The following is a 25399-nucleotide window of genomic DNA, read 5'->3' on the forward strand; positions in this document are numbered from 1 at the left end:
AGTTTAATTTTGAATGATTTCTGGTTGTGGTTTGACTCGATTAAGCTGAGATAGCAGGTATTGGGTAACTAAAGTTGGCTGTTCTGCTTGCATGAGCGATCGCACCACCGCCACTCTTTCGGCTCCCGCATCAATCACATCATTGATATTATTGGCATCAATGCCACCAATGGCAAACCAAGGTATCTGACTATTTTGGGCGGCGTACCGGACATATTCTAAGCCAGCTGCGGCCTTACCTGCTTTTGTGGGAGTTTCATAAATCGGGCCGACACCGATATAATCAGCACCTTCGGTAATGGCTTTGTGCATTTCTTCCGAATTAGTGGTGGAACGACCAATGATCTTCTGTGGCCCTAATAATTGTCGCGCCATAGCGATGGGCATATCTTGTTGTCCCAGATGTACACCATCGGCATCTACAGCTAAAGCTAAGTCTACGCGATCATTCATAATAAACAAAGCACCGTAAGCATGACATAGCTGCCGGAGTTTAGTCGCGTTTTCTAGCCGTACAGTATCATCGTTATTTTTATCGCGGTACTGTACTAGAGTCAATCCGCCTTTCAGAGCAGATTCTACCGTGGCTAACAAAGTATCTGATGGGGATGTAACTAAATATAAATGCGATCGCCATAATAATTGATGGCGCTGATAACCCATCAAATTACTTTCTAGGGTGTAAACCCGATAGCGCATCTGCTTAAAAGCTTTGCCCATGTTTGCACTATATAGCTTGCCGTATTCTTCCAATACTCGCAATGCTTCTTGGACACGGCAAAAGTTAGCTTGCAATAACAACTTAATACTAGAGCGTTGTTCTTCTTGGGGATGGGATAATTCAGTACCGATATCTCCGACTGTATCTCGCGCCGCCCGTATTTCCGCCGTATGCCATTTTGCTAACTCTTGTCGCAGGTATTTGCATTCCCCTGCTAACTGGACATTATTCAAGCCAAAACGACACCACTCCTCGATGATGCGTAAGCCTTCACGAGTGCGGTCTAAATTAGCATCTAATATGCGGTAAACAACTTGCTGTATTTGCTCTTTTTGGCTATACGGCTCGACCATTACCACAACTCCATTAGTGCTTTCATAATAGTCAGCCTCTTTCATATGTGCAATGTTTTTAGCATTATTAATTTACTAAGCAAGAGGTATTAAGAAGAGAGAAGTAGTAAATGTAAAGTATGAAGTATGTAAACACCCTTTGGGTGGCTTCCCTACGGGTAATTTCATCTTTCAGCCTTTATCCTTCACCCTTAACAATCCCTTCATTAATTACTTTGTCTTCAAAATAGCCAATCGGTCAATATTGTGGGTAACATTATCGACATATTACTGTCTAAGGGTATAAGACTTTATTGTTATTTCTCAGGAGTATTGTAAAAATGGTTTCCCCCAATGTGTCTGGTCAACATCCTCGACTAGCGCTCAAGCTAATGACCCTTGATCAACCACATCCATCGTTGGACTTAGCTATACCGATAGCTTTTGGTTACTCACTTTTGCTTTATCTGTTTGGTATAGGAGTGGCAGGCTTAAGTTTGCTGGCAATCAACAATAGCGCCGTTGCTCAGATGCCATCGATACCAGATCGGATGCCCCTGGGTGAAAGAACACTCTCTCAGGTTAATGTCCTATTTGTCAACCCAAGTATCGGGGATGACACTACAGGTAATGGGAGCGATCGCACTCCTTTAAAAACTATTACCCAAGCTCTGCGTGTTGCTACAGGGAATACAGTAATTATGCTGGCTCCTGGTCATTACAGTGCTGAAGCTGGTGAAATGTTTCCCTTAATACTGCGTCCTGGCGTTTCCATTCAAGGTGATGTAACTAATAAAGGCAGTGGAATTACCATTCAAGGTGGTGGCTTGTACCTTAGTCGCAGTTATGGTGGGCAAAATGTGACAATTGTCGGTGCAAACCAAGCGGAGTTAACCGGGGTGACAGTCAGCAATGTTAATCCCCGTGGTTATGGTGTGTGGATTGAATCGAGTAATCCTGTAATTTCGGAAAATACATTTACCGGAAATACCCAAGATGGTGTAGCTGTCAGCGGTAATGGCGCACCGACAATTAGTAAAAATTATTTTTATCGTAATGGAGCCAACGGTATCACCCTCAGTGGTAATTCCCAAGCTCAGGTACAGGAAAATATCTTTCAAGAAACAGGTTATGGGGTAAATATCACCCAAAATGCCGCACCTGTAGTTATAGGTAATCAAATTCAGAAAAACCGTTCGGGAATTTTAGTCCAAGGAAAGGCGCGTCCAATTGTTCGGAATAATTTAATTGCCGATAGTCAAGAAGATGGTTTAGTAGCGATCGCTCAAGCTCTGCCCGACTTAGGTACTATTACAGAAGCTGGTGGTAACGAATTTCGCAATAATGCTCGCTATGATATTAACGCTAGTGCAGCCAAAGAAGCGATCGCCGCCACAGGCAATACTTTAATTGACAACCGCATCGCCGGTAAAGTAAATTTTAACGCTCAAACTGCTGCTATTACTGATAACCCTCAACCAACTCCACCAAACACAGTTACCTCAGCAATTCCAACTACTCAAGAAATTACCTTTTCGGCAACAGAAGTTCCTCCTACACCGAATCCCGCCGCCACATTACCCACAAAACCCATTGCATCCAAAAAATCTCCCCAACAAAAATTAACTCCTCCCCCTGGAGGTTTCCCCATACCCAGCAGCTTAGTTGGACAACAACCACCAACCAACACTCAAGTTGCTCCCACAGCTAAAATTACAACCCTACCAGTTCTGCAACCATCATCTCCACAGTTCAATTACGTGCAGATTGACCCTAAAACCATTGAATTTACTGCACCCGATTCTATCCAAACACCGACGACAACATTACCCAGTCGGGGTCAAGCATCAGCCTTGATTTCTCCAGGTAGTACAGCCCTTTTACCTGTTCCCAACGGAAATGTTCCCCTTGGCAATACGCGCAACCTGCGAAAAGTTCCAGTTCCCCAAACAAATACAACTGCTGACACTCAAAGTTATTTACAGCCTACCAATGGTATCCGTTACCGCGTCATTGTCGAAGTAGCCAACGAACAAGAACAGGAATTAGTGCGATATGTTGCTCCAGGTGCATTCTCTACCATCTGGCAAGGGCGCAAAGTTATGCAAGCAGGCGTATTTAGCAATCGTTCTAACGCTGATGAAATGTTAAAAAATCTCACCAGCAATGGCTTGCGAACCATTATTGAACCTTTGAATTAAAGGTATGGCAGGGGATAGGGGACAAAGAACAGGGAACAGAGTTAAAAGTCTTTTATTGTCTAAGTTTTATCGCTTACCGATGTCCTAATACCAAATCTCTGTAAGTTTGCACTAAATAATTATTTTTGTCTGTTCCCTGCCTACACAAGTAATTTCAATAATCAAGTCGGATTCCTATATGTTACGCCGTGTGCAACTTTATCTCAAACCTAACGCCCAAACCCTTCTCTGTCTTTGCTACGCAACGCTAACGCGAACGACACGCTGCGCGAACGTAGGGAAGGGGAGCAAGATTCAAAGCCTCTCTCCTTGTAGGCTAAGGTGTACACACAAATGTTCGTTAACTGCATCTGTCCCGCCTCGGAATGAATTCCGAGTCTTATAGCGCAAGTCATCTTCAGATGACTCAACCAGAAATACATTCCAGTCCACGCTTTGTGGACTTTGGCTATGAGCCTGGAACTTTAGTTCTAGGCGGGATGTGGCTGAACATGAAAATTTTTGACTTGTGTGTATACGGTAGGGTAGCTCCTTGCAGGGGAGAGGAATGGAAGTTGGGTTTCAAAAATATGCACATCGCGTTATGTTCTAATAAGCTACCCAGACCTACTTTATTGAGGTCTGGGTAGTTAATTGAAAAAGCTTTGAGTGAGCTACGGAATGCAATCAGAGCAAACATTTTTCGCCGTTCAACGACCAGTCATTTGCTCCAACTTTTCGGGGTATCTAGCTCCTTGCACAGTGATCTTGGAGGCGGCATCATCGATGTCACGCAGATCGTCGGGCGTGAGTTCGACTGAAACTGCCCCGATGTTTTCGTCCAAGCGATGTAGCTTCGTGGTGCCTGGAATCGGAACAATCCACGGCTTTTGAGCCAGCAGCCAAGCAAGTGCAATCTGAGCAGGTGTCGCCTGTTTCTGTTCTGCAATGCTACCGAGAAGATTAATCAAAGCTTGATTCGCCTTGAGTGCCTCCGGCGTGAAGCGAGGCAAAGTGCTGCGAAAGTCGGAACTGTCGAAGGTGGTTTTCTCGTCCATCTTGCCAGTGAGAAAGCCTTTGCCCAGCGGACTGTACGGGACAAAGCCGATTCCCAGTTCCTCAAGGGTCGGTATCACTTCTGCTTCAGGCTTTCTCCACCAGAGTGAGTATTCGCTCTGAAGAGCAGTGACCGGCTGAACCGCGTGTGCGCGACGGATTGTTTGCACCCCTGCTTCAGAGAGTCCAAAGTGCTTCACCTTACCTGCCTGAATTAGTTCCTTAACGGCTCCAGCTACGTCTTCAATCGGTACGTTCGGGTCAACCCGGTGCTGATAGAGCAGGTCAATCACCTCCACCTTGAGTCGCTTGAGTGAACCCTCCACGGCTTCCTTAATATGCTCCGGTCGGCTATTTAGACCGGGTGAACCCTTCATCCCACGGGGATCAGAATTAGGACTGATGTCGAACCCAAATTTGGTGGCAATGACCACTTGCCCACGGAAGGGAGCGAGGGCTTCACCCACAAGCTCTTCGTTCAAGAAAGGGCCGTAAACCTCAGCTGTATCAAAGAATGTCACACCGCGTTCAACGGCGGACTGGAGAAGATTGGTCATTTCTTGGGTGTCTTTGGGTGGGCCATAAGAAAAGCTCATTCCCATACAGCCCAGCCCGATCGCCGAGACTTCTAAGTTGCTGTTTCCCAGTTTACGCTTTTGCATTGCTTGCACTCCTGTCTTTGAGAATTAAGGTTTCACCATGACTTTGATCGCTTCTCGACTATCCATTGAGGCATATCCTTTGGGGACATCATCAAGATCGACTGTTAAATCGAGAACCGCAGAAGCATCGAGTTTGCCTGCCACTGTATCGGCTAACAATTCTGGAATGTAGGCACGGACAGGAGCAACACCACCTCGCAAAGTGATGTTTTGCCTAAATAAACGACCCAAATTGAAATTATGGCCGCTGCCGTGCGGCACGCCGACATAGCCGATCGCTCCACCAGGACGCGCAATACCGATCGCCGTTGCCATTGCAGACTCACTGCCCACACATTCCAGTACTGACTCTGCACCGCCTTGGGTCATTTCTTGCACAGAAGCGATCGCTTCCTCACCTCGACTGCTGACAACATCCGTTGCACCAAACCGACGGGCAATCTCCAGCCGCGATTTGTGTCGCCCCAAAATAATGATGCGTTCAGCACCAAGTCGTTTGGCGGCAAGCACGCCACATAAACCAACTGCACCATCGCCAATAACTGCAACTGTACTGCCTGTGCGGACTCCTGCTGAGATAGCAGCATGATGTCCGGTAGACATCACATCAGTAAGCGGCAGAATGGCGGTGAGGAGGTCATCATCATTCTCAACGTCCTTGGGAATGACGACTAATGTGCCATCGGCCAAGGGCGAACGGATGGCTTGGGCTTGTCCACCATCGTTTGTGCTTCCCCCCCAAAAACCACCATGTACGCAAGAGGTTTGGATTCCTTTATGGCAGAATTCACAGGTGCCATCGGAAAACGCAAAGGGAGCAAGGACGCGATCGCCTTTTTTCAGCGTATTAACCTCAGAGCCAACTTCTTCCACAATTCCCATCCATTCGTGTCCTGTTCGCCAACCTGGTTGCCACTCTTCTTCACCCCGATAGAACCAGAGGTCAGAGCCGCAGATGCAGGCGTGAGTAATCCGGACAATGGCATCTGTGGGCTGTTGAATCATGGGATCGGGAACAGTCTCCACTCGAACATCACCAGGGGCATAGTAAACAGTTGCTTTCATCGAACAATCTCCGAAGTGAAAAATGGATACTTAGGTTTGTTTGTCAGTTACGTGTTTTTAGAACACTTGGCTCATGGGTTAGAACATCATCTCGTTCATATCCATAGCATCTGGCTGGCTTATGGCGCAGGTGACTGCCTCGAACATCACTGCACCGTTTGGCCGCCGTCGATGATCATGGCGTGTCCAACGACGAAAGCAGCCGCGTCCGAACACAGCCAGACGACGGCCGCAGCGATCTCCTCAGGCTTGCCCATCCGTCCAACCGGCTCCTCTGCAATCACCTTCGCGCGCCCTTCGTCCGTGCCGCCGGTGAAGCGACCCATCATCGGGGTGTCGATGTAGCCGGGACAGACGGCGTTGATGCGGATGTTCTGCGCGGCATAGTCTAGGGCTGCTGCCTTGGTCAGTCCAATCACACCATGTTTCGCGGCGGTGTACGCGGGGCTGCCCTTGATGCCGATGATTCCAGCACCCGATGACGTGTTGACGATCGCGCCGCGTCCCTGCTTGAGGATCAGCGGGATCTCGTGCTTCATACAGAGGAAAACGCCGCGGAGGTCGATGTCAATAATCCGGTTCCATTCATCCTCCTCATACTCCGCAGTCGGAGCCGCCTTCCTCGGCTCGATGCCCGCGTTGTTGAAGGCGAAGTCCAGCCGCCCGAAAGCATCAACAGTCTTGTCCAGCGCCACCTTCACGTCCTCACCCCGTGTTACATCGCACCTGACTGCGATCGCCTGACCGCCGAGTTCTTCGATCATGCGTGCCGTTTCTTGATTACTCGGTTCTGAAACATCAGCAACCACCACGCTGGCACCCTCACGGGCAAACGCCAGCGCTGTAGCTCGACCGATGCCGCTCGCTCCTCCGGTCACAAATGCAACCTTTCCTGTGTAGTTTCCATTCTCGTTCGCAGTCACTATTGTTCTCCTTCGATTCTTCGCGTAACAAGGTCTTAAAACCACCGGATGTGGTGATTAGATGGAGTATTGTTCGTCGCTGACTTGTTCCAGCCAATCCACAGGCTTGCCGTCGAGCGCCTCCTGATCAGCCGATCCTTTGGCGGAAGGCTGTGAGCCACTTCGTTTGATGTCCATTTTTCATTCCTTCACTTGATGCCATTTGGGCTGCTATTCAATCGTAGAGATTGATCGCTTATCGTCTCTTCTATCGGTAGGGATGGGATTTTTTAATAAGCAAGGTTAGCCTTGATGCCATTTTGGTTGTTAGTAGGCGAATCTCTTGCTCAATCAAAACTGAGTTTTCTCTTAAATAAAAATCCAGACCCTTGCAAGAAGCCGGAATCGTTTTTCATTGCTTTAGCTTTATCTTAGGCATTTTGGAGGATAAGCAATAAAACGATCGTCTAAGATTGTTGTACAATCCTGCAAACTTAGAAATGAATGCTGTCAAAACGAGTGAAACGTCCGATATCAATTTAATGAACGACCCGCAGGCAAAGCGCGAGGCAGCCAGAGCGCAAGCCCACAGAGACGAACTGACTGAACGAATTGCCCAGGCGATTCCTCATGATGGGACGATTGAGCCGCTCAAAGGATTGCACTTCAACCGCTCCTCCTCGCCTTCGGAATGCGTTCATAGTGTCTCTATCCCTGCATTTTGTGCGATCGCTCAGGGCAGCAAAGAAGTTATGCTGGGTAGCGATCGCTATCAGTACGACCCGATGCATTATCTGCTTTCTACGGTTGAACTGCCAATTATCAGCCAAATTCTGGAAGCGTCCAAGGAGCAACCTTACCTTAGTCTTCGCCTCGATCTTGACCCCACCCTCGTTGGCTCAGTGATGGTCGAGGCAGGGTATCCCTCATCGCGCAGTCGTGCTGATGTGAAAGCGATTGATGTAAGTCCATTGAATACAAATCTGTTGGACGCTGTAGTGCGTCTCGTCAGGCTTTTGGATTCCCCTACTGAAGCTCATGTTCTTGCGCCACTGATTAAGCGGGAAATCATTTACCGGCTCCTGATGGGAGAGCAAGGTAATCGGCTCCGTCATATTGCAGTTCTGGGTGGCTACACTTACCACATCGCCAGAGCCGTCGAGCGACTTCGTAAAGACTTTAACGAGCCGATCAAGATTGAAAGCATCGCACGAGAACTGGGAATGAGTGTATCGGGCTTCCACCATCACTTCAAGTCTGTCACTGCCATGAGTCCCTTGCAGTACCAAAAGCAACTACGCCTCCAAGAAGCCCGCCGTCTGATGCTGGGGGAAAAGCTTGATGCTACCAGTGCTGCCTACCGCGTGGGTTACGACGATGCCTCGCATTTTAACCGAGAGTACAAGCGGCTCTTTGGTGCCCCACCGATGCGCGATGTGGAGCGGCTGCGAGAAGCTGCTAGAACACCTATTCAGTAATCAGAAAAGCTAGTAGTAATTTTTTCCTTAGACTTTCAACTTCAATTGCAACTCATCTTTAATGCGGTTAAGAATGGAAGCTTCATCTAGGTTAGCCAAAATTTTACTGATGACTGCTTTTGGCCCCTCTGGCCCCCAAGTTGCGCCATTGGCTAAATAAGCTTTAGTAACTTGGCCAATGCCGTAAGAAGATACACCAGCTACACCTGCTTGGGTTAATGCGACTGTTACATAAGGTGCCAGGGTAGCGCCTGCTGTAACTGGTGCAGAGATCCCAAGTAAGGTTTTTAAGCCGCTTAGTCCTAAGTTTGCGAGTAATTCGCTAACACCAATACCGCCCATACTCAAGGCAATTTTTTGCAGTAATTTTATGGCACCAGCTTCGGTCATTGGCATGGCGTAGAGTTTGGATAGACCTAAAATTAAAGCAATATCAATAACTATACTACTCAGTATATCTACTACTGTGACTGGATTGAGAGCGATCGCCAGTGCTTTAGCCATAACTGCTTTCCAAATCAACTGATTGGCGTTCTGTTCCCGAATCAAGAGTTTACGTTGTACCAGTTGCTCATTTACTGTGTCTGCATACAACATCGAGTTAAGGGCGACTAAAGCTTTACCCTCACGCTGCAAAATCTCTAATATTTTCAGCTTCAATTCTTCTACTTGGGCATTACCTGTACGCATCTGTAAGCCTCTACTCCCATCAGGGCGAATTACCGCTGTTTTGACTAATGGTGAGGCGGCTGACATAACAATTTCTAGAGGCGTAAGTAATTCTTTTACCCGTTCATCGCGAATTTTTTCATAAATTGCCAGGCGATCGGCTGCGGGATATTGGTCGACTTTGTTAAACACCAAAATTATCGGTTTCCCTGCTTCTCGCAACTGCGAAAGAGCTTGGTGTTCAATTTTAGTCATATCTCCCGAAATCACAAACAAAATCAAATCGGCTTGTTTGGCGATTTGTTCCGCCAAGGCTGCACGAGTATCACCATCAACTTCATCCAATCCAGGCGTATCAATGAGTTCTACTTGCGATTGACCAATACTAGGTAAAGTGACTCGCAAAGCTCGTTCATTTGTCCCAATAATTTCTTCGTGAATACTCCAATTAACCCGCTGTGCTGCACGAGTGACACCATGTAAAGGGCCAGTTTCAAATACAGGTTGTCCCACCAACGCATTTAACAGAGATGATTTACCCCGTCCTACCATCCCAAAAGCTGCAATCTGCACAACCATTCGGTCTAACTTGGCCAGCATGGTTTCTAAATCAGCCAGTTCGGTTTCTAACCCGGCTTTTTCTCGTGGTGTAAGGTCAAGATTAGCTACCAAGTTTCGCAGTGCTGTTTGGGCTTGTTTATAATTCAGTTCCGCTTGAATGTCTTCAAAGCTAAAAATGGCACTATCTAGTTCTTCCTCCCAGTTGGGTGAGTTGCTTTGGTCTGGTTCTGGCAATTTAGAGGGCATGTTAATCAGAGATTTTTGATTTACCTCATTTTTAATCCTAGTTATTTTTACAGGATATGAGGGAAATTATCTTCATCGGCTGGCACTAATGAAAATAGGACTCACTTCGCGATCGCTATTTAAGCTTTTGATGGGCTTGGAGTGTCATAAAAAGTAGTAGATTGAATCCCCAGAGAGTTAAATCCTAGAGTTTGCGATCGCGGATCATCAAACCAGTCTTCTCGGACAAGTGACCAGCAATTTGATCAACCCAGTCTTTAAGCCGATTACCTTGGTGCTGCAATAGCTTGTCTAAGCCATTGATCCGATATTCGTAATGCTCATTCTTTGACTGATAGTCGGTGAGATTGATGTCAAGCTTTTTATCGAGCAAACCAATTTTAGCAACTATATTGGCTTTCATTCTCGCTAAATGATAAATTCCACCAATGAGCATAAAGGCTAAAGAAATAATAGTGAAGAGATTGTTAACGTCAATTTTCATTATGAAAACAAATCGCAAAAACTTTTAAGTAAAAATTACTTAAATAAAATATGTGACCAAATATCAACAATATCTACCATCTTGTCAGCGCTTATACCCTTAACTTGTTTTTTAGCACTAGCAATTGTTACTCTGGCTATTACATCTTTTAGAGATTCAAATTGTTTCTTCTTCCGTGCTTTTTCAACGCTTTCAGCAACTTGAGCAGCTTTTTTATCTGTAAATCCAGCCGTTCTTAATCTTAAAGTGAGTTCCAGTAGATTTAAACTATTAAATGCTTCTAATGGTGTAATCTGCTTGGGTATTTGAGTTTCAAGTGACTTTATGTATTCATAGAGTTTTTGTCTTTCTTGCCTTTCTTGTGCTAACTCTACCCTTAAGTCATTAATTTGCTTTTCTATTAAACTAATTTCACTACTTTGGGTAGGTATTACATCTGTTTTTATTGGCTGATTTACAATTTCTGGTAAATTATCACCATATTCTATTTTTTTAAGAAAGTTAGCTTGCTTTAATACTACTTCTTCTTTATTAGGTGAAACAATTAAGGAATTAACCATTTCACCTTCACTGGGATTTTTTTCTCTAGCCCTTACAGAAGCATAGTATTCAAAATGTCCATCAATTACTGCATATTTCTCAAATCCAATTTTTTTTAAAACCAGAGGTCTAAGAATACCTTCTGATTTTAATATCATATCTGCAAGATTATCTAAATCAGCTTCTTTAAAATTTGAACGAGGAACATTTGAAATAACACTGGCAACATCTACCATCAAAAAATCAGTCATTATTCCATCTCCATTTTTGTTAAAACTTCTATAGCTAAAGATTCAAACTCAGCAGCAGATACATTTGCGGAAGGATCATTAGTAGCAAAATCAAGAATAGATTTAGGATCAGGAATGTCCATATTCCCCAAAGGTATAGTTTTGTTAATACAAGCTGATAATGCGGTTCTTTCCGAAATAACACTGTCCATCAGTGGAAGATGATAGCGTTCTGTAATTACACTTTTATGTTTAGAGAAATTGTACTTCAGATACTGAGCATTAGTTGAAATTTTAGACGGTAGAACACCTAGAATCGTAAGTGGTGGTTTTCCTAATCCTTCTTTATTCTCATTAATCTCTTGTTTAACAAAGTTTTTAACACTAGATAAACCCTGGTTTGAAAATGGCTTTAAATCTGAAGGTATTATGAGATAATCAGCAGCAGTCAAAGCGGCTTCCGCATATAAATCAAGAGATGGAGGCGTATCAATAATTACGATATCATAGTCCGTTTTTACCTTTTCTAGCTTTCTAGCTAATCTACTCCTACTAGCTCCAAATTTTACCAAATTAGACTGAAGTGCAACTAGGTTTATATGCGAAGGAATAACATCAATTTCTGGATTATTAAAAAATTTAGATTGCCTAACAATATCTGGAATAAAATTAAATTCGCTTTTTTCTAATAAATGATAAACATTACTATCTCTTATATCATCATCTTCCTCAAATTGAAATTTAACTAAACCTGTAGCAAAAGTTGAGTTAGCTTGAGCATCTATATCAATTAAAAGAACTCTCTTTCCTTTTTTACTCAATGCCGCAGCTAAGTTAATAGCTACTGTAGTTTTACCAACACCACCTTTATGATGATAAATTGCTATTGTTTTCATTACATTTTTCCTTTTATTATCAAAAGTTTCAGTTATTGGGAAATTGGATTCATTAACAACTTCCATAACTTGTTCTTTTAGCAAACTATCTCTGCCAATGAAATCTTTGATTTCTTCTAATTTTTCCTCTACTTCTTTCCCAGAACAAGAAAAAACTAACTTAACATCATCCGCTAATTTTTTATAGATTCTAATTTCCTTACCATTAGTCAATAATCCATATTTCACATTCAAGCTGGTTAAATAATGCCTGAGCCGAAGAAAGTGATTATTTAAGTTTTGTTTAGGATGCTTTGCCTCCATCACCACACTCAATGGTGAGTTAGCATCTATGACGAAAGGTAAGACTTGTGCTGCAAATGCTAGAAAATCTAGGCGGATGCTACCAACGGCAACTTCTTGATGCCAGGTATCGGGGGTATATCCTAGCTGGGGTAGCAAATATTGGACTATGAGTTTGCTTTCAACTTCGCTTTCGTTACGGCATAACTCAGGATTAAAAGGCAAATTGTTTACCTCTATAGACTTTACTTTATGGAAAAACACTTACATTTGTTTGATTTTGCCACAAGTTTACTGATAAAGGTCGTGTATCAATATTTTTTAAATATTTGTAATTTAGATGCGTTTTAGCTAACTGTGCAAGCGATCGCATTCCCCAATCTCAGCGTAAAATTTGCTCAATCATCCGATTGGCTTGGGAAGCATAACCACCACCAAATAAATTGAAGTGGTTCAAAATGTGATACAGGTTATACAAAGTTTTACGACGTTCATAACCTGTATCTAGGGGAAAAGCTGCGTTATAACCTTGATAAAAAGCGGCTGGAAAACCACCAAAAAGTTCCGTCATCGCAATATCCACTTCGCGATCGCCATAATAAGTGGCTGGATCAAAAATGACTGGTTCTCCTAACACCGTACATCCAGCATTACCACCCCATAGATCGCCGTGGACTAAGGAAGGTTGGACTTCGTGTTCTGCTAATATTTCGGGAATCGCTGCTAGTAATTTATCTTGTTTAGGGAAATTACCACCCCGCCTTCTCGCTAATTGAAATTGATAGCCGAGGCGATGCTTGCAATAAAAATCAATCCAATCTGCTGTCCAAATGTTGATTTGAGGAGTGGAACCAATAGTGTTATTCATCTCCCAACCGAAACCATTTTGGCTGGTTGCTTTGTGCATTGTGGCTAACTTGCGTCCCATTTCTACCCATGATTTGGTGTCACCGCCACCCATTTCTAGCCATTCCAAGACAATGTAGCCAGAATCACCAGATGTTCCCCAACAAATCGGCTGTGGTACGCGAATGCTATTTTTCGCTAACATTTGCTTTAAACCCAACATTTCCGCTTCAAACATGGCAACTTGCGAAGCTTGATTGAGTTTGACGAAGTATGTTATTTCATGGTTAGAAACGGCGTAACCTTGATTAATACATCCGCCACTGACAGAACGTCGTTGTTGAGTTTGAAATGTTTCGCCAGTTACCCTACTAATATGGGTATCAATTTCAGTCCAAATCATTCTGAAGTATGAAGTATGAAATTACTTGAGCTATCAAATAATGGGATAGTTAGCATAGTCAGTAGTCAAATGACTATTGACCATTGACTAAAATTTACATCGGTTTCATGACTACTACACCATAAGCTTCTGGGCAGAGATATTGATTAGCTGCTAAAAGTAAATCGTTGGCTTCTTGTTGTTGGATGTGTGCTGGGTAGTTGAAAGCTGGTTCTAAATCGCCTACTAATGATTGATAGAAACCATATAAGCCACTGCGATCGCTTGGGGTTTCGTTACCAAAGACAAATCTGTTGGTGACGCGTTTGCGGATGCGGGAGATTTCTTTGTCAGTGACTAACTCTGTTTGTAGTCTGCGGATGTGTTGGGCGATCGCTTCTTCTACGATGGCTAAGTTTTCTACTGCACATTTAGCAGAAATATAAAATGTCCCCTGGAGTAAATTGCTCATATTGCTAACGGCGATGGAAGAAACCAATCCTCGTTCTTCCCGCAAATCCCTCACTAATCTTGATGTTCTTCCATGTGCTAACACTCCTGCTAAGACATCCAATCCATAAGTCTGGTTTAATTCGGCTAACCCTGGAACCCGCCACACCATCACGAGTCTTGCTTGCTGAAGGCTTTTATCAACAAATTCTCGCCGCACGATTTCGGTAAATGCAGATTCACGGTTGATTTGTAAGTGCTGAGTCACCGAAGTTTGCTCAACGGGGGGAACCCCCGCACGCAACTTCTCGCTGAGTGCTGTTAGCGGTAGCGGGGCGTTCAGCCCGTGCTGAGTTTTACCAACCTGTGTAAATCCTTCAGCAACAGTTTCAATTAGTTGTTCTACAGGTAAATTCCCTACAGCCACAGCCGTAATCGCTTGTGGTTGATACCAATCAGCATGAAAATCTCGCATCTGCTGGGGTTGTAGCCCAGATATTACTGATTCTGTCCCCAATACGGGACGGCGATAGGGTAATACATCAAACGCCATTTCCATAGCGCGGCGAAAAGTCCGGCGATGGGGGTTATCTTCAGAACGGCGGATTTCTTCTAAAACGACAGAACGCTCACGTTCAAAAGCATCATCAGGAATACTAGGATTAAATACGACATCAATTTGCAGTGGAGCCAGTTCAGCAAAATCTTGGGGCGCAGTAGTTATATAGTAATGAGTATAATCTTGACTGGTAGCCGCATTAGTTACAGCACCTCGTTCTTCAATGCGACGTTCAAACTCTCCACTAGCAAGTCGCTCAGTCCCTTTAAAAATCATGTGTTCTAAAAAGTGAGCCATACCGTTGATAGCATCAGATTCTACGGCTGAACCAACTTTAATCCAAAGATTGAGGTTGACAACATCAATGGGCATTTGTTCGGCAATGATTGTCAAGCCATTAGGCAACTTGTGTAGGGTTGGGGAATTGAGACGAGAAGATTTGAACAGAGTTGAGGTCATGGTTTGTGGTGAGTGAACAGGGTTCTTATTCCTTTATATTATCCGTCACCCCAAAATATCTCTTGTTGTTGCATTAGCCTGATATTTTCTCTACGAAAATAAAATTACCATGAATTTATCATACCTAAACTGGCTAAATGAATAAACTAGTGTACGTTACAGTGAGACATTCTTTGATTGAGACGGTCATTAGTCATTAGTTATTAGTCTTTTGTAAATACTCATGACTAATAAAAAGCATATTCTTAAAACATATTTTCAGGAACAATCAAAATCTTTACTTTGTCATTAATATTAAACATGAAAATTTGAATTATGCTTAATTTATCTAAAATTATTGCTTTGACTTTCATAAGTTCAAGTTTTTATAGTGCAACTATATCAACATTATCAAAACCCGTGTTAGCTGGAGAACCTATTATCGATAGAAACTGCCGCCGTCATCAGAGAACACAAGCAGTATTTCAGAAAATACCACCACAGAACCAAGCTAGAATATTGATGACATCTCCTTTTCAAGTTAATCATCAAAAATACACTCTACAACTACTAAAATTTTCTAACTCTACAGGTGTTTTGTGTTTTTGGAAATCTAATTCTCGTTCACCACAAAGATTAAACAATGTAGCTATTATCCAAGACAAGGTGATTGAAAAAATTGAAAAAGATTCTGATCTACCAGCAAATTATATAGTTACAGTCAGAAGTGAGAAAAATGAAGATATCTTCAGAACGACTTATCGATTAAACCTCATTAATCCCTATCAACCAACAGTGACACCAATAATCAGAATTTACAAAAATTAGACGAGTTTTTTTGTTTGGGGATTTTTGTAAATTATCCCCTAAATTCAATGTCTTCGCCATTTTCTATGTAGCTTTTTTAACCTAATAAGCCTTTTCTTGAGGATGAGGTAATCGTCATAGCGCAATTAATCTTTCTGATTAATCTAAAATTATGAATAGAAATATTAAGAAATATAAACTAGATATCAATGTCCAACGATGCTATTGACAAAAGTAAATCTCGTGTTGTGGTAATTGGTGCAGGGATTGGTGGGCTAACGGCCGCAGCATTATTAGCCCATCGTGGTTACAACGTTTTAGTCCTTGACCAAGCGATTGTACCGGGAGGCTGTGCTTCCACATTTAAACGTCAAGGGTTCACCTTTGATGTCGGTGCAACCCAAGTTGCTGGGTTAGAACCAGGGGGAATTCACCACCGCATCTTTGCAGAACTAGAAATTGATTTACCAGATGCTACCCCTTGTGACCCTGCTTGTGCAGTTTATTTACCTGGGGAAACCACACCGATTAATGTTTGGCGTGACCAAGATAAATGGCGCGAGGAACGACAACGGCAATTTCCTGGTAGCGAACCTTTTTGGCAGTTAATGGCAACTTTATTTGCTGCTAGTTGGGAATTTCAAGGACGTGACCCAGTTTTACCACCGCGTAACTTGTGGGATTTATGGCAATTAATTCAAGCCGTACGTCCCAACACCTTGATTACTGTGCCTTTCACATTATTAACAGTAGGTGATGCCTTAAGGTTATGCGGACTGGGTAATGACCAACGTTTGAGAACTTTTTTAGATTTGCAACTGAAGTTGTATTCTCAGGTCAGTGCTGATGAGACAGCATTACTCTATGCAGCCACTGCTTTAAGTGTCTCCCAATTGCCTCAAGGATTGTATCACCTCCAAGGGAGTATGCAGGTGTTGAGCGATCGCCTAGTCACCGCTTTAGAAAGAGACGGTGGGCGGTTATTAATGCGTCATACCGTTGAACACATCAAAGTAGAAAACGGTCAAGCCAGCGCCGTTGTTATCAGAAACCAGAAAACAGGCGAAGTTTGGACAGAACCCGCTGACCATGTTGTGGCTAACGTGACAGTCCAAAATTTAGTGCAGTTATTGGGTGATCAAGTTCCATCAGGATACAAACAGCGTGTAGAAAAACTGCCGCCACCATCAGGGGCTTTTGTGGTGTACTTGGGTGTGGATGCGAGTGCGATTCCTGTAGATTGTCCGCCCCATTTACAATTTCTCTACGACGCTAATGGCCCCATTGGCGAGAATAACTCTTTGTTTGTTTCCGTGAGTCATTCTGGTGATGGTCGCGCACCTGAAGGTAAAGCAACAATTATTGCTTCATCCTTCGTTGATTATCAACAATGGTGGCAGACTTCAGATTATCAAGCATTGAAACAAAAATACACCGAAGATGCGATCGCCCATCTCAACAAATATTTTTATCTCAAACCCGAAACCATCATTTATCAAGAAGCCGCCACACCCCGCACCTTTGCCCATTACACCGGGCGCGATCGCGGTATAGTTGGGGGCATCGGTCAAAGAATCCCCACCTTTGGCCCTTTTGGTTTTGCTAACCGCACACCAATTAATTTGCTGTGGTTAGTCGGCGACTCTACCCATCCCGGCGAAGGTACAGCTGGCGTAAGTTACTCAGCGTTGACAGTAGTCAGACAAATTGAGGCGCAAAGTTAAACAAATATTTGAATCAACAGATAAACACTGATAAATTAGCAGTGTCTAAGTAGGTAGACAGAATTATAAGTCAATACGGTTTAGTTAAGATCCCTGCACCTGCGGCGACCCCCTTCACAAGGGGGTAAAAGAGGCTTATTAGCCCCCCTTTTGAAGGGGGGTTGGGGGGATCTAAAAAAATTAAACCGTTAACGAACCGTATTGAAATATAAGTAGGATGCAAACCAGAGAAACTTTCCCTCCTGCCTCCTGCCTTCTGCCTCCTGCCTTCTTATCTGTGTTTATCTAATGAATTACGACACAGCCCGCAAACTGCTTGTCTCGCAAACAATCACAACCGAAGAAAATTCTGATGCTTTGTTGATCCGGATGAAGCAGGGAAAACCACCTGTTCCCGGTCAGATTACCTCAATTTTGTTGGCATTAAAAGTCGTGTTTGAAGCCCTCAAAGATGCACCCAGTCTAGACCGAGAATTAATCTTTGCTCTTTATCAGTTAGGTATCAAGACCCAACAGTTATATGTAGCTGGGCGGAAAGCTGGTGTAGATTGGCCGCCCCTACTTAAAGAAGATTTAATTAGAATTTCTTTAGCTACGGAAAGTATCTTTTCTGATGTATGGCAAACCCCGCCATCGGGTGGGTTTGGCGGGGGTTAAGGTTCAACGAGTTTGCAATTCTTTGAGCAATTTTTCAACATCATTTTTGAGTAAAACTGTCATTTGTCCAGTGAAAGCTTTACCGCTGCGAGGTTTGGCTATTTCTATCCAATAAGCGTAGCGATCGCCTATACGTAATTGTCCCTGTAATGCTTCCTTAATGGGAGTTTTGGCAAAACGCGCCGAGTTGACTTCACCTTGGCTAGGGTAGTCATATACCACTTGACCTTGATTAAAATCTTGATAGATATCGTAACCGTAAATTACCCGCAAAGATTCTTGCAGACGTTGAAAGCTCATGCCATTAATAGCATCATACATAGCCAAGCGTTCGTAACGAATCCGACTGCGGTCTTTAGCAAACTCCACCTTACCAGGAGGTAACACCGAAGCTTGAAAAGTGAATCGCTGGGCTGCTGTGTCACTTTTCTGCACATACAATTTTTCACCATTTCCTGGACGCAGAGTGGGATGGGCGTTCATCCAAGTAGTTACTTCTTCCGTACTTTGTCCTGGTAAAGCATTGGCTCTGGAATCAAAAAGCATTCCCACGCCCAGCCAGGGAACTAGAGAAAAAGACAAAATTAAACTATTAACCAAATATTTTTTTAGCATTTTCCTATTCGGGACTTACATGGAAATTTCCCCAATTAGGGGTTAATCATAGTTTTCCCGTTTTCTTAAGAGATGATGTCATTGCGTTATCAGACGCACAGCAAAATACATTAAGTAAAATTACTTAATGTATTACCTTTATTCTAGCCACGGTGTGAATAATGGGTTTAAAATTATTCAGTCATAAGCTTAATATAGTACAATTAAACTATTCAGATATCAAAATTTTTCTAGAGTGAACAGGTATTGCCAGCATCACCCTATAAGTTGATATATCTTAAGGAATGCTGAAGGAGGTTGTGAATAGTGTTGTCATGTTTTAACATAACCGATTACTTTATCTGGTTGGCAAATCAAACAGGCTCTTTTATTAGTAATCTCAAGCTGCAAAAACTTATATACTATGCTCAAGCTTGGCATCTTGCACTTTATAAAATTCCTCTCTTCCCAGAAGATTTTCAAGCGTGGATACATGGCCCCGTAATACCTGCTTTATACCAAAAGTACCGGAGTTTTGGATGGCAGCCAATTTTAGAAGATGCTAATCCAGAATTACCTCATGAGGTTCGAAAGTTTTTAGATGAGGTTGCACAAGAATACTTTGCCTGTGATGCTTATGAACTTGAGCAGATGACTCACATAGAAGAACCCTGGAATTTGGCTAGAGTAAATCTACCGCCTGATGCACCTTCCAGTGCAGTTATTGAGAAGGAGTGGATGAAGGAGTACTACGGATCTCGTGTCGAAGAAGATTAAAAAGACTAAGTTTTCTCAAGACAGCACATTAGGGATTAAACCAACTAAGCTGAAACCACTCCAAGGTATCAGCTTTTCATTTAAATATTATCAGGACAGTCACAATAAGTTTTCCTGTAGCGAAAAAGAACTAAGCTACTGGCTAACTCTACTGGATAGGTTAAAAGCTTTATCTAGCCTGTCGGCTCAAGAATTATTAGTGAATCGTAGCAGTAGTCTGAGATGTCATCCTATCAAATGAGAAGATACTAGCGAAAGTAGATCTGGTTTGCCAAATGAAGAACAATTAGTTGATACGCCATATCAATTTTCTCTGTCATCAAATGAACATGGTCGGGTACATGGGTTCTTGATTGATGAGGTTTTCTATGTTGTTTGGCTAGATCCAAATCATCTTCTCTACTCTGCAAAATAGTAATTCTGTTCAAGTATTTTCCTGATTATTAACTGCTAAAAAAGCCACTTTGGCTGCGGCTTGTTCTGCGGCTTTGATAGAACGTCCTCTACCTTCACCAAGTTTTTTGTCGTAGAGCCAAACTTCCGCTGCAAATCGCTCTTGATTGCGGTTGGGATGATTAATTTCCTCGACACGATATTCTGGTAAAACTTTAAATTGTGCTTGAGTCCATTCTTGTAAAGCAGCTTTATAGTTGAGCCGAGCCGGATCAAGCCGAATTTCTGTTGCTAGTTGCTCAAAGTGAGAATCTAACCAAGGACGTATGAGATCTAAATTATTTGTGCTGAGATAAAGCGCACCCAACACAGCTTCAAAAGCATCAGCCAAGCGTGATTCTTGACCAACTTTATCACTGGTTGCACTACCAGCGACTAATAAATATAGCTCTAAACCATATTCTCTAGCTAATTGGGCGAGGATGCGATCGCTCACTAATACCGAACGAATCGCTGCAAAATCGCCGACTTGGCATTCTGGATATTTTTCCCATAAAATCACAGCCGCCGCCAGCCGTACCACTGCATCGCCAACAAACTCTAGTTGTTCATAATTTGCTGAATCAGATACCGTTGGATGAGTCAGCGCCAAATCTAAAAGTTGCCATTTAATGGGTGCATCCAATGGCAAACCAAACTTTCTTACTAAGCTTTCGAGTTGTCTTTGACGACGAGGATAAACAATAGTCATTAGTCATTAGTCATTAGTCATTAGTCATTAGTCATTAGTCCTCAACAAAGGACACAGGATGAATAACTAATGATCAGAATAGGAGAGAGAGTCGGTAGTAAGCCGGGTTCTGTTATCTATGTAAAAAATTTTACATGATGGCAGTTATCTATCTGGGACGTTTGTTACCAAACGCCTCTAGCGGCTCTCATAAACGGAACTGGTAAAAGACCAACCATAGTTCCTCTGACCTTGCTCCCAACCGGGGTTTACCGAGCCACGACCTCTCGGTCGTGCTGGTGCGCTCTTACCGCACCTTTGCACCCTTACCAAAAATAGGTTAGAGGTTATAGGTTACAGATTACAGTTTCTTCCCTGTTACCTGTCCCCTGTTTCCTGTTAACTAATTCTGGCGGTATCTTTCTGTGGCACTATCCTCACGATCGCTCGCACTGGACGTTATCCAGCAAGTTTGGTCTTTCGGGAGTCCGGACTTTCCTCAAAACTATCATTAATGATAGTTCTGCAACTGCCAACGCCTACTCTCTCCCTAACTCCAGTGTAATCCTGGATGGCATTATGTGTCTGATTTGAGTTATTTCTTCTTCTTATTCCAAGGTAGAGCGTAAGTCCAAGGTAATTTCTTGATAGTGAAAGGACAATTAATCAAGTGCATGGGAGGAATATTCATCCCTGGAGCGATACCAACGCGAAAATCAGATATTCTTAGCACTAATTGTAAAGAAAACTCCAATTCTTTGCCTCTATTCATAAAGTCGTTATATAGCTTCTTTTGAGGCGGGCCGCCATTTTTTAAACCAGAGATCCCGATTAGTGGTTTTTTCGCTGAATAAGTTCCTGCGACTGCATCCAGTTCTAAAACATCTTCAGCTGTCACCTTCTCCGAGATGCTTTTTTTGGGTGTAATTAAACTCGGAGTTTGGGGTATTGCTAAGTCACGGGTGAGATATGGTGAAAGGCGAATTACACGGCGCGATTGCTTGTTGTATTCTAATGTGCTGTTTTCCCAATCGACATAGACTGCTAAATTCTCTGATTTATTTTCAATAGTAATTTGCAATTCTTTCACATCATCTAACGAGTAAGAAGAATTGAACTTAAAAGAAATTCCAATTTGGTCTTGGAGATTTTGTTCAGTTAGTTGATTATTGACATCTGCACCTTTAAATTGATATTGGACTTTATCATCAATCGATTCAATCATTCGATTAAATGTATAAGATACGCCAATAATATAAAGCGTCAAGACAACTAAATTTTGGTCGCTGCTCCCTGTTATCATAAAAAATATTAACTCCTGTAATAATTTCCGATATTTTACTGTTAATCATGCTTAATGTTAGAAAAATTTGCCAGCCATCCTCTACGCCAAAATAGGATGAGTAAAATAAGTGCGATCGCTACCATTAAAGCCAAGCAAACTGGATATCCCCAATACCAATTTAGTTCAGGCATATTGTATGGCGATTTATCTGGATTAAAATTCATCCCATAAACACCAGCAACAAAAGTTAAAGGAATAAAGATAGCTGAAACTACCGTTAGTAGCTTCATAATTTCATTCATTTTGTTACTGACTGCTGATAAATATACATCCATTAATCCTGATGCCAATTCTCGGTATGTTTCCACCATATCCATAACTTGAACTGTATGGTCATAGCAATCTCGGAGATAGATTCTCACATTTTCACTAATTAAATCGCTACCATCTCGAATCAAAGCATTTATAGCATCTCGTTGCGGCCAGATAGACCGCCGCAATTGTAAGAGTTCTCGCCTAATTTGATAAATTTGCTGGAGTGTTTGTGGGGTGGGTTTGATAATTACTTCTTCTTCCAATTCTTCGATGCGTTCACCATACATTTCTAACACTGGGAAAAACCCATCAATAATTGCATCTAGCAAAGCATAAGCTAAATAATCAGCGCCTTCTTTGCGAATAATACCTTTACCTTTGTCTATTCGCATTCTTACACTGTCAAAACAATCATGTTCTGGTTCTTCTTGCACAGTCAGCAAGTAATGCTTACCCAAGACAAAACTTACTTGTTCACTATAAAATCCACAGGTATTTTTTTTAGGAACTACCATCCGAGCAATTATCAATAATTGGTCTTCATAATCTTCAATTTTAGGTCGCTCCCCCATATTGACCACATCTTCTAAAACTAGAGGATGTAACTCAAAAACTTTACCTAAACGCTGTAATATATCTTGATTACCTAAACCTTGGACATCTACCCACGAAACAGATTCTGCATCTAAATAACTCAGACACTCCTCTGGGGTAGCAATTTGTTTACGGATAAAGTTTGTTTGGTTGTAATCAAACAAAACAATTATTGGTGCTTCTGCATCTTCATCAATAATCAGTGTTCCAGGTATGGTTCCTGGTTGATGATAAAAATCCGGGAAGTTTGGCTGACGTACTTTTTTGGTGAGACGACGAATTTTGCTAATCATTTGTTAATTGTCAATTGTCATTGGTAATCGATCATTGGTCAACAGCGATTAATTGGCATTATTCCAAATTGTATATAGGAATCATATTTGACTTTTGCAAAAAAATTAGTCCACGCCGAAAAGACTTCTTCTCTACTCCCTAGCAAATCAAAGCAGACTACCATAGCTGGATTGCTAATAAGTAAGTCGGTGGGAAAAAATAAAACTAAGTTAAGAAAGGTAAACACAGCTAATATCCTCTTTACTCCTGCCTTCTGCCTTGCCATAACGATAATTTTTAACACTGAGCTACTTAAATCAGCCAGTGTATAAAAAAACAGCTTGCCTTGGCAAGGCAAACTGTTGAAAAAGATAAAGATATTTATCTGGTAAGAGACTGAGGACTAGAGGGTAGGGTATGAGAGTAATAAAAATTATTTAGCACTCAGCACTTCAAGGTAGAGATTACATCATACCCATGCCGCCCATACCACCCATACCGCCCATGCCGCCCATACCACCCATGCCGCCCATACCGCCCATATCAGGCGCAGCAGCTTTCTTCTCTGGTTTTTCGACGACGATCGCTTCAGTAGTCAAAACCATCCCCGCGATCGAAGCGGCATTTTGTAAGGCAGAACGTACAACTTTTGCTGGGTCAATGATTCCAGCCGCAATCAAGTCTTCAAATTCTCCAGTAGCAGCGTTGTAACCGATGTTGAACTCGGTTTCTCTGACTCTGGATACAATCACAGAACCTTCATCGCCAGCATTATCAGCAATTTGGCGCAGGGGAGCTTCCAAGGCGCGTTTGAGAATATCTGCCCCAATTTGTTCTTCTTCTGTGAGGCTGGCTTTAATCTCGTCTATTTTGTTAGACAAGTGAATTAAGGTTGTACCACCACCAGGAACAATCCCTTCTTCTACTGCTGCTTTGGTTGCATTGAGCGCGTCTTCAATTCGCAGTTTGCGGTCTTTGAGTTCAGTTTCTGTGGCAGCACCGACTTTGATGACTGCTACACCACCAGCTAACTTGGCAATGCGTTCTTGCAGTTTTTCTTTGTCGTATTCAGAATCAGTTTCTTCTAACTGCTTCCGAATTTGACCAATCCGCTTTTGAATTTCTGGCTTGGTGGTGCTACCAGCCACAATTGTGGTGCTTTCTTTGTCAATGGTGATTTTGCGGGCAGTTCCCAACATTTCCAAAGTAGCGGTATCTAAGTTGAGGCCGATTTCTTCAGAAATTAACTGACCATCGGTAAGGATGGCAATATCTTGCAGCATGGCTTTGCGGCGTTCACCAAATCCAGGTGCTTTAATTGCTGCTACAGTCAGCACACCCCGTGCCTTGTTGACTACTAAAGTTGCTAAAGCATCTCCTTCGACATCTTCAGCAATAATCAACAGGGGTTGACCCAAACGGGCAACTTTTTCCAGCACTGGCACTAGTTCTTGAATGCTGTTGATTTTCTTATCGGTAATTAGGATGCGGGCATTGTCAAATTCAACAGTTTGCCGTTCGTTATTGGTAATGAAATATGGAGAAACATAACCTCTATCGATTTGCATCCCCTCGACTACTTCTAATTCAGTCGTCAAGGATTTGGATTCTTCAACGGTAATGACACCATCTTTGGTGACTTTCTCCATTGCTTGCGCCAGCATAGCGCCGACTTCTTCATCATTACCTGCGGAAACTGTGGCAACTTGAGCGATCGCCTCGCCTTCCACTGGCTTTGCTACTCTGGCAATTTCTTCTACCAGTGCTTCGATAGTTTTATCAATACCACGCTTTAAGTTGATGGGGTTAGTTCCAGCCGCAACGTTTTTCAGACCTTCTTTAATTAATGCCTGTGCTAAAACTGTGGCGGTGGTGGTGCCATCCCCAGCAATATCCTTTGTTTTGGATGCTACTTCTTGGATGAGTCTCGCACCAGTATTTTCTAAAGGGTCTTCTAATTCAATTTCTTTGGCGACAGTAATACCATCGTTGACAATTTGGGGCGCACCATATTTCTTTTCTAAAAGGACGTTACGACCTTTTGGCCCCAAGGTAATTTTCACTGCATCGGCTAAGGCGTTGACACCTCGTTCTAGCGCCCGCCGTGATTCTTCATTAAATGAAATAATTTTAGCCATGTTTCACTTCTCTAGCGCTTCCTTTAGACAATTTAGCACTCACAGACTAAGAGTGCTAATAACCAAAGCTGGTCAGATTATAAATGGAAATGATGAGGATTGGTACTGGCATGAAGCGTAAAGTGTAAAGACT

At 42.7% G+C, this 25399-nt stretch carries 21 protein-coding genes and 1 other RNA gene; 6 read left to right on the plus strand and 16 right to left on the minus strand.

What is annotated here, in order from left to right; translation table 11 throughout:
• Positions 1–3: 3 nt before the first annotated feature.
• The gene (locus IQ244_RS22555; RefSeq protein ID WP_193898163.1) at positions 4–1119 is read right to left on the minus strand and encodes a thiamine phosphate synthase; all 1116 of its coding nucleotides are present in this window, start codon (positions 1117–1119) and stop codon (positions 4–6) included.
• Positions 1120–1394: 275 nt separating this feature from the next.
• Here IQ244_RS22555 and IQ244_RS22560 point away from each other — a divergent pair, with 275 nt between their 5' ends.
• Complete coding sequence (locus tag IQ244_RS22560; RefSeq protein ID WP_193898164.1) at positions 1395–3254, plus strand: DUF1565 domain-containing protein; 1860 nt, start codon at positions 1395–1397, stop codon at positions 3252–3254.
• A 689-nt stretch (positions 3255–3943) separates the two neighbouring features.
• On the opposite strand, the gene IQ244_RS22565 is transcribed toward IQ244_RS22560, so the two are convergent.
• From IQ244_RS22565 to IQ244_RS22575, 3 genes are all read right to left on the minus strand, one after another.
• Positions 3944–4951, minus strand: a complete 1008-nt coding sequence (locus IQ244_RS22565) for an aldo/keto reductase (protein ID WP_193898166.1) — start codon at positions 4949–4951, stop codon at positions 3944–3946.
• A gap of 24 nt (positions 4952–4975) precedes the next feature.
• Complete coding sequence (locus IQ244_RS22570) at positions 4976–6016, minus strand: zinc-dependent alcohol dehydrogenase family protein (protein WP_193898168.1); 1041 nt, start codon at positions 6014–6016, stop codon at positions 4976–4978.
• A gap of 146 nt (positions 6017–6162) precedes the next feature.
• Positions 6163–6939 (minus strand): SDR family oxidoreductase, encoded by a 777-nt coding sequence (locus IQ244_RS22575; protein ID WP_193898170.1) that lies wholly within the window; start codon positions 6937–6939, stop codon positions 6163–6165.
• Between the two features lie 479 nt (positions 6940–7418).
• Here IQ244_RS22575 and IQ244_RS22580 point away from each other — a divergent pair, with 479 nt between their 5' ends.
• Positions 7419–8396: an AraC family transcriptional regulator gene (locus IQ244_RS22580; protein ID WP_193898172.1), complete on the plus strand. Its 978-nt coding sequence runs from the start codon at positions 7419–7421 to the stop codon at positions 8394–8396.
• A gap of 27 nt (positions 8397–8423) precedes the next feature.
• Here IQ244_RS22580 and IQ244_RS22585 read toward each other — a convergent pair whose 3' ends face one another.
• The 6 genes from IQ244_RS22585 to IQ244_RS22610 all read right to left on the minus strand — a co-directional run bounded on the left by IQ244_RS22585 (position 8424) and on the right by IQ244_RS22610 (position 15000).
• Positions 8424–9872, minus strand: coding sequence for a GTP-binding protein (locus IQ244_RS22585; RefSeq protein ID WP_193898174.1), 1449 nt, complete (start codon positions 9870–9872; stop codon positions 8424–8426).
• Between the two features lie 184 nt (positions 9873–10056).
• Entirely contained in the window at positions 10057–10356 is a 300-nt protein-coding gene (locus IQ244_RS22590; RefSeq protein WP_193898176.1) for a hypothetical protein, read from the minus strand.
• A gap of 35 nt (positions 10357–10391) precedes the next feature.
• Positions 10392–11147 carry a chromosome partitioning protein ParB gene (locus IQ244_RS22595; RefSeq protein ID WP_193898178.1) on the minus strand — a complete coding sequence of 252 codons (756 nt, stop codon included), beginning with the start codon at positions 11145–11147 and terminating at the stop codon, positions 10392–10394.
• The gene (locus IQ244_RS22600; protein ID WP_193898180.1) at positions 11147–12529 is read right to left on the minus strand and encodes an AAA family ATPase; all 1383 of its coding nucleotides are present in this window, start codon (positions 12527–12529) and stop codon (positions 11147–11149) included. Before IQ244_RS22600 ends, IQ244_RS22595 begins: the two co-directional genes overlap by 1 nt.
• Before the next feature lie 157 nt (positions 12530–12686).
• A complete protein-coding gene (locus IQ244_RS22605; RefSeq protein ID WP_193898182.1) occupies positions 12687–13553 on the minus strand; it encodes a fructosamine kinase family protein in 867 nt (288 codons plus the stop codon).
• A 94-nt stretch (positions 13554–13647) separates the two neighbouring features.
• Positions 13648–15000 carry a M16 family metallopeptidase gene (locus tag IQ244_RS22610; RefSeq protein WP_193898184.1) on the minus strand — a complete coding sequence of 451 codons (1353 nt, stop codon included), beginning with the start codon at positions 14998–15000 and terminating at the stop codon, positions 13648–13650.
• Positions 15001–15315: 315 nt separating this feature from the next.
• On the opposite strand from IQ244_RS22610, the gene IQ244_RS22615 reads away from it, so the two are divergent.
• From IQ244_RS22615 to IQ244_RS22625, 3 genes are all read left to right on the plus strand, one after another.
• Complete coding sequence (locus IQ244_RS22615) at positions 15316–15807, plus strand: hypothetical protein (RefSeq protein WP_193898186.1); 492 nt, start codon at positions 15316–15318, stop codon at positions 15805–15807.
• A gap of 188 nt (positions 15808–15995) precedes the next feature.
• Entirely contained in the window at positions 15996–17510 is a 1515-nt protein-coding gene (crtD, locus tag IQ244_RS22620) for a C-3',4' desaturase CrtD (RefSeq protein ID WP_193898188.1), read from the plus strand.
• Positions 17511–17798: 288 nt separating this feature from the next.
• Entirely contained in the window at positions 17799–18167 is a 369-nt protein-coding gene (locus IQ244_RS22625) for a Dethiobiotin synthetase (RefSeq protein ID WP_193898190.1), read from the plus strand.
• 3 nt (positions 18168–18170) lie between these two features.
• Here the strand turns inward: IQ244_RS22625 and IQ244_RS22630 are convergent, their stop codons facing one another.
• Complete coding sequence (locus IQ244_RS22630) at positions 18171–18782, minus strand: hypothetical protein (RefSeq protein ID WP_193898193.1); 612 nt, start codon at positions 18780–18782, stop codon at positions 18171–18173.
• A gap of 306 nt (positions 18783–19088) precedes the next feature.
• Here IQ244_RS22630 and IQ244_RS22635 point away from each other — a divergent pair, with 306 nt between their 5' ends.
• Positions 19089–19538, plus strand: a complete 450-nt coding sequence (locus IQ244_RS22635) for a Panacea domain-containing protein (RefSeq protein ID WP_193898196.1) — start codon at positions 19089–19091, stop codon at positions 19536–19538.
• 424 nt (positions 19539–19962) lie between these two features.
• Here IQ244_RS22635 and rnc read toward each other — a convergent pair whose 3' ends face one another.
• The 5 genes from rnc to groL form a co-directional block, all read right to left on the minus strand.
• Complete coding sequence (rnc, locus tag IQ244_RS22640; RefSeq protein WP_193898199.1) at positions 19963–20682, minus strand: ribonuclease III; 720 nt, start codon at positions 20680–20682, stop codon at positions 19963–19965.
• Between the two features lie 82 nt (positions 20683–20764).
• An RNA gene (rnpB, locus tag IQ244_RS22645) (RNase P RNA component class A) lies at positions 20765–21208 on the minus strand.
• 48 nt (positions 21209–21256) lie between these two features.
• Positions 21257–21964 carry a hypothetical protein gene (locus tag IQ244_RS22650; protein ID WP_193898201.1) on the minus strand — a complete coding sequence of 236 codons (708 nt, stop codon included), beginning with the start codon at positions 21962–21964 and terminating at the stop codon, positions 21257–21259.
• A gap of 41 nt (positions 21965–22005) precedes the next feature.
• Positions 22006–23148 carry a magnesium/cobalt transporter CorA gene (gene corA, locus IQ244_RS22655; protein ID WP_193898203.1) on the minus strand — a complete coding sequence of 381 codons (1143 nt, stop codon included), beginning with the start codon at positions 23146–23148 and terminating at the stop codon, positions 22006–22008.
• Between the two features lie 444 nt (positions 23149–23592).
• Entirely contained in the window at positions 23593–25266 is a 1674-nt protein-coding gene (gene groL, locus IQ244_RS22660) for a chaperonin GroEL (RefSeq protein ID WP_193898205.1), read from the minus strand.
• Between the last annotated feature and the right edge of the window lie 133 nt (positions 25267–25399).

The organism is Nostoc sp. LEGE 06077 (assembly GCF_015207705.1).
GTDB lineage: Bacteria > Cyanobacteriota > Cyanobacteriia > Cyanobacteriales > Nostocaceae > Nostoc_B.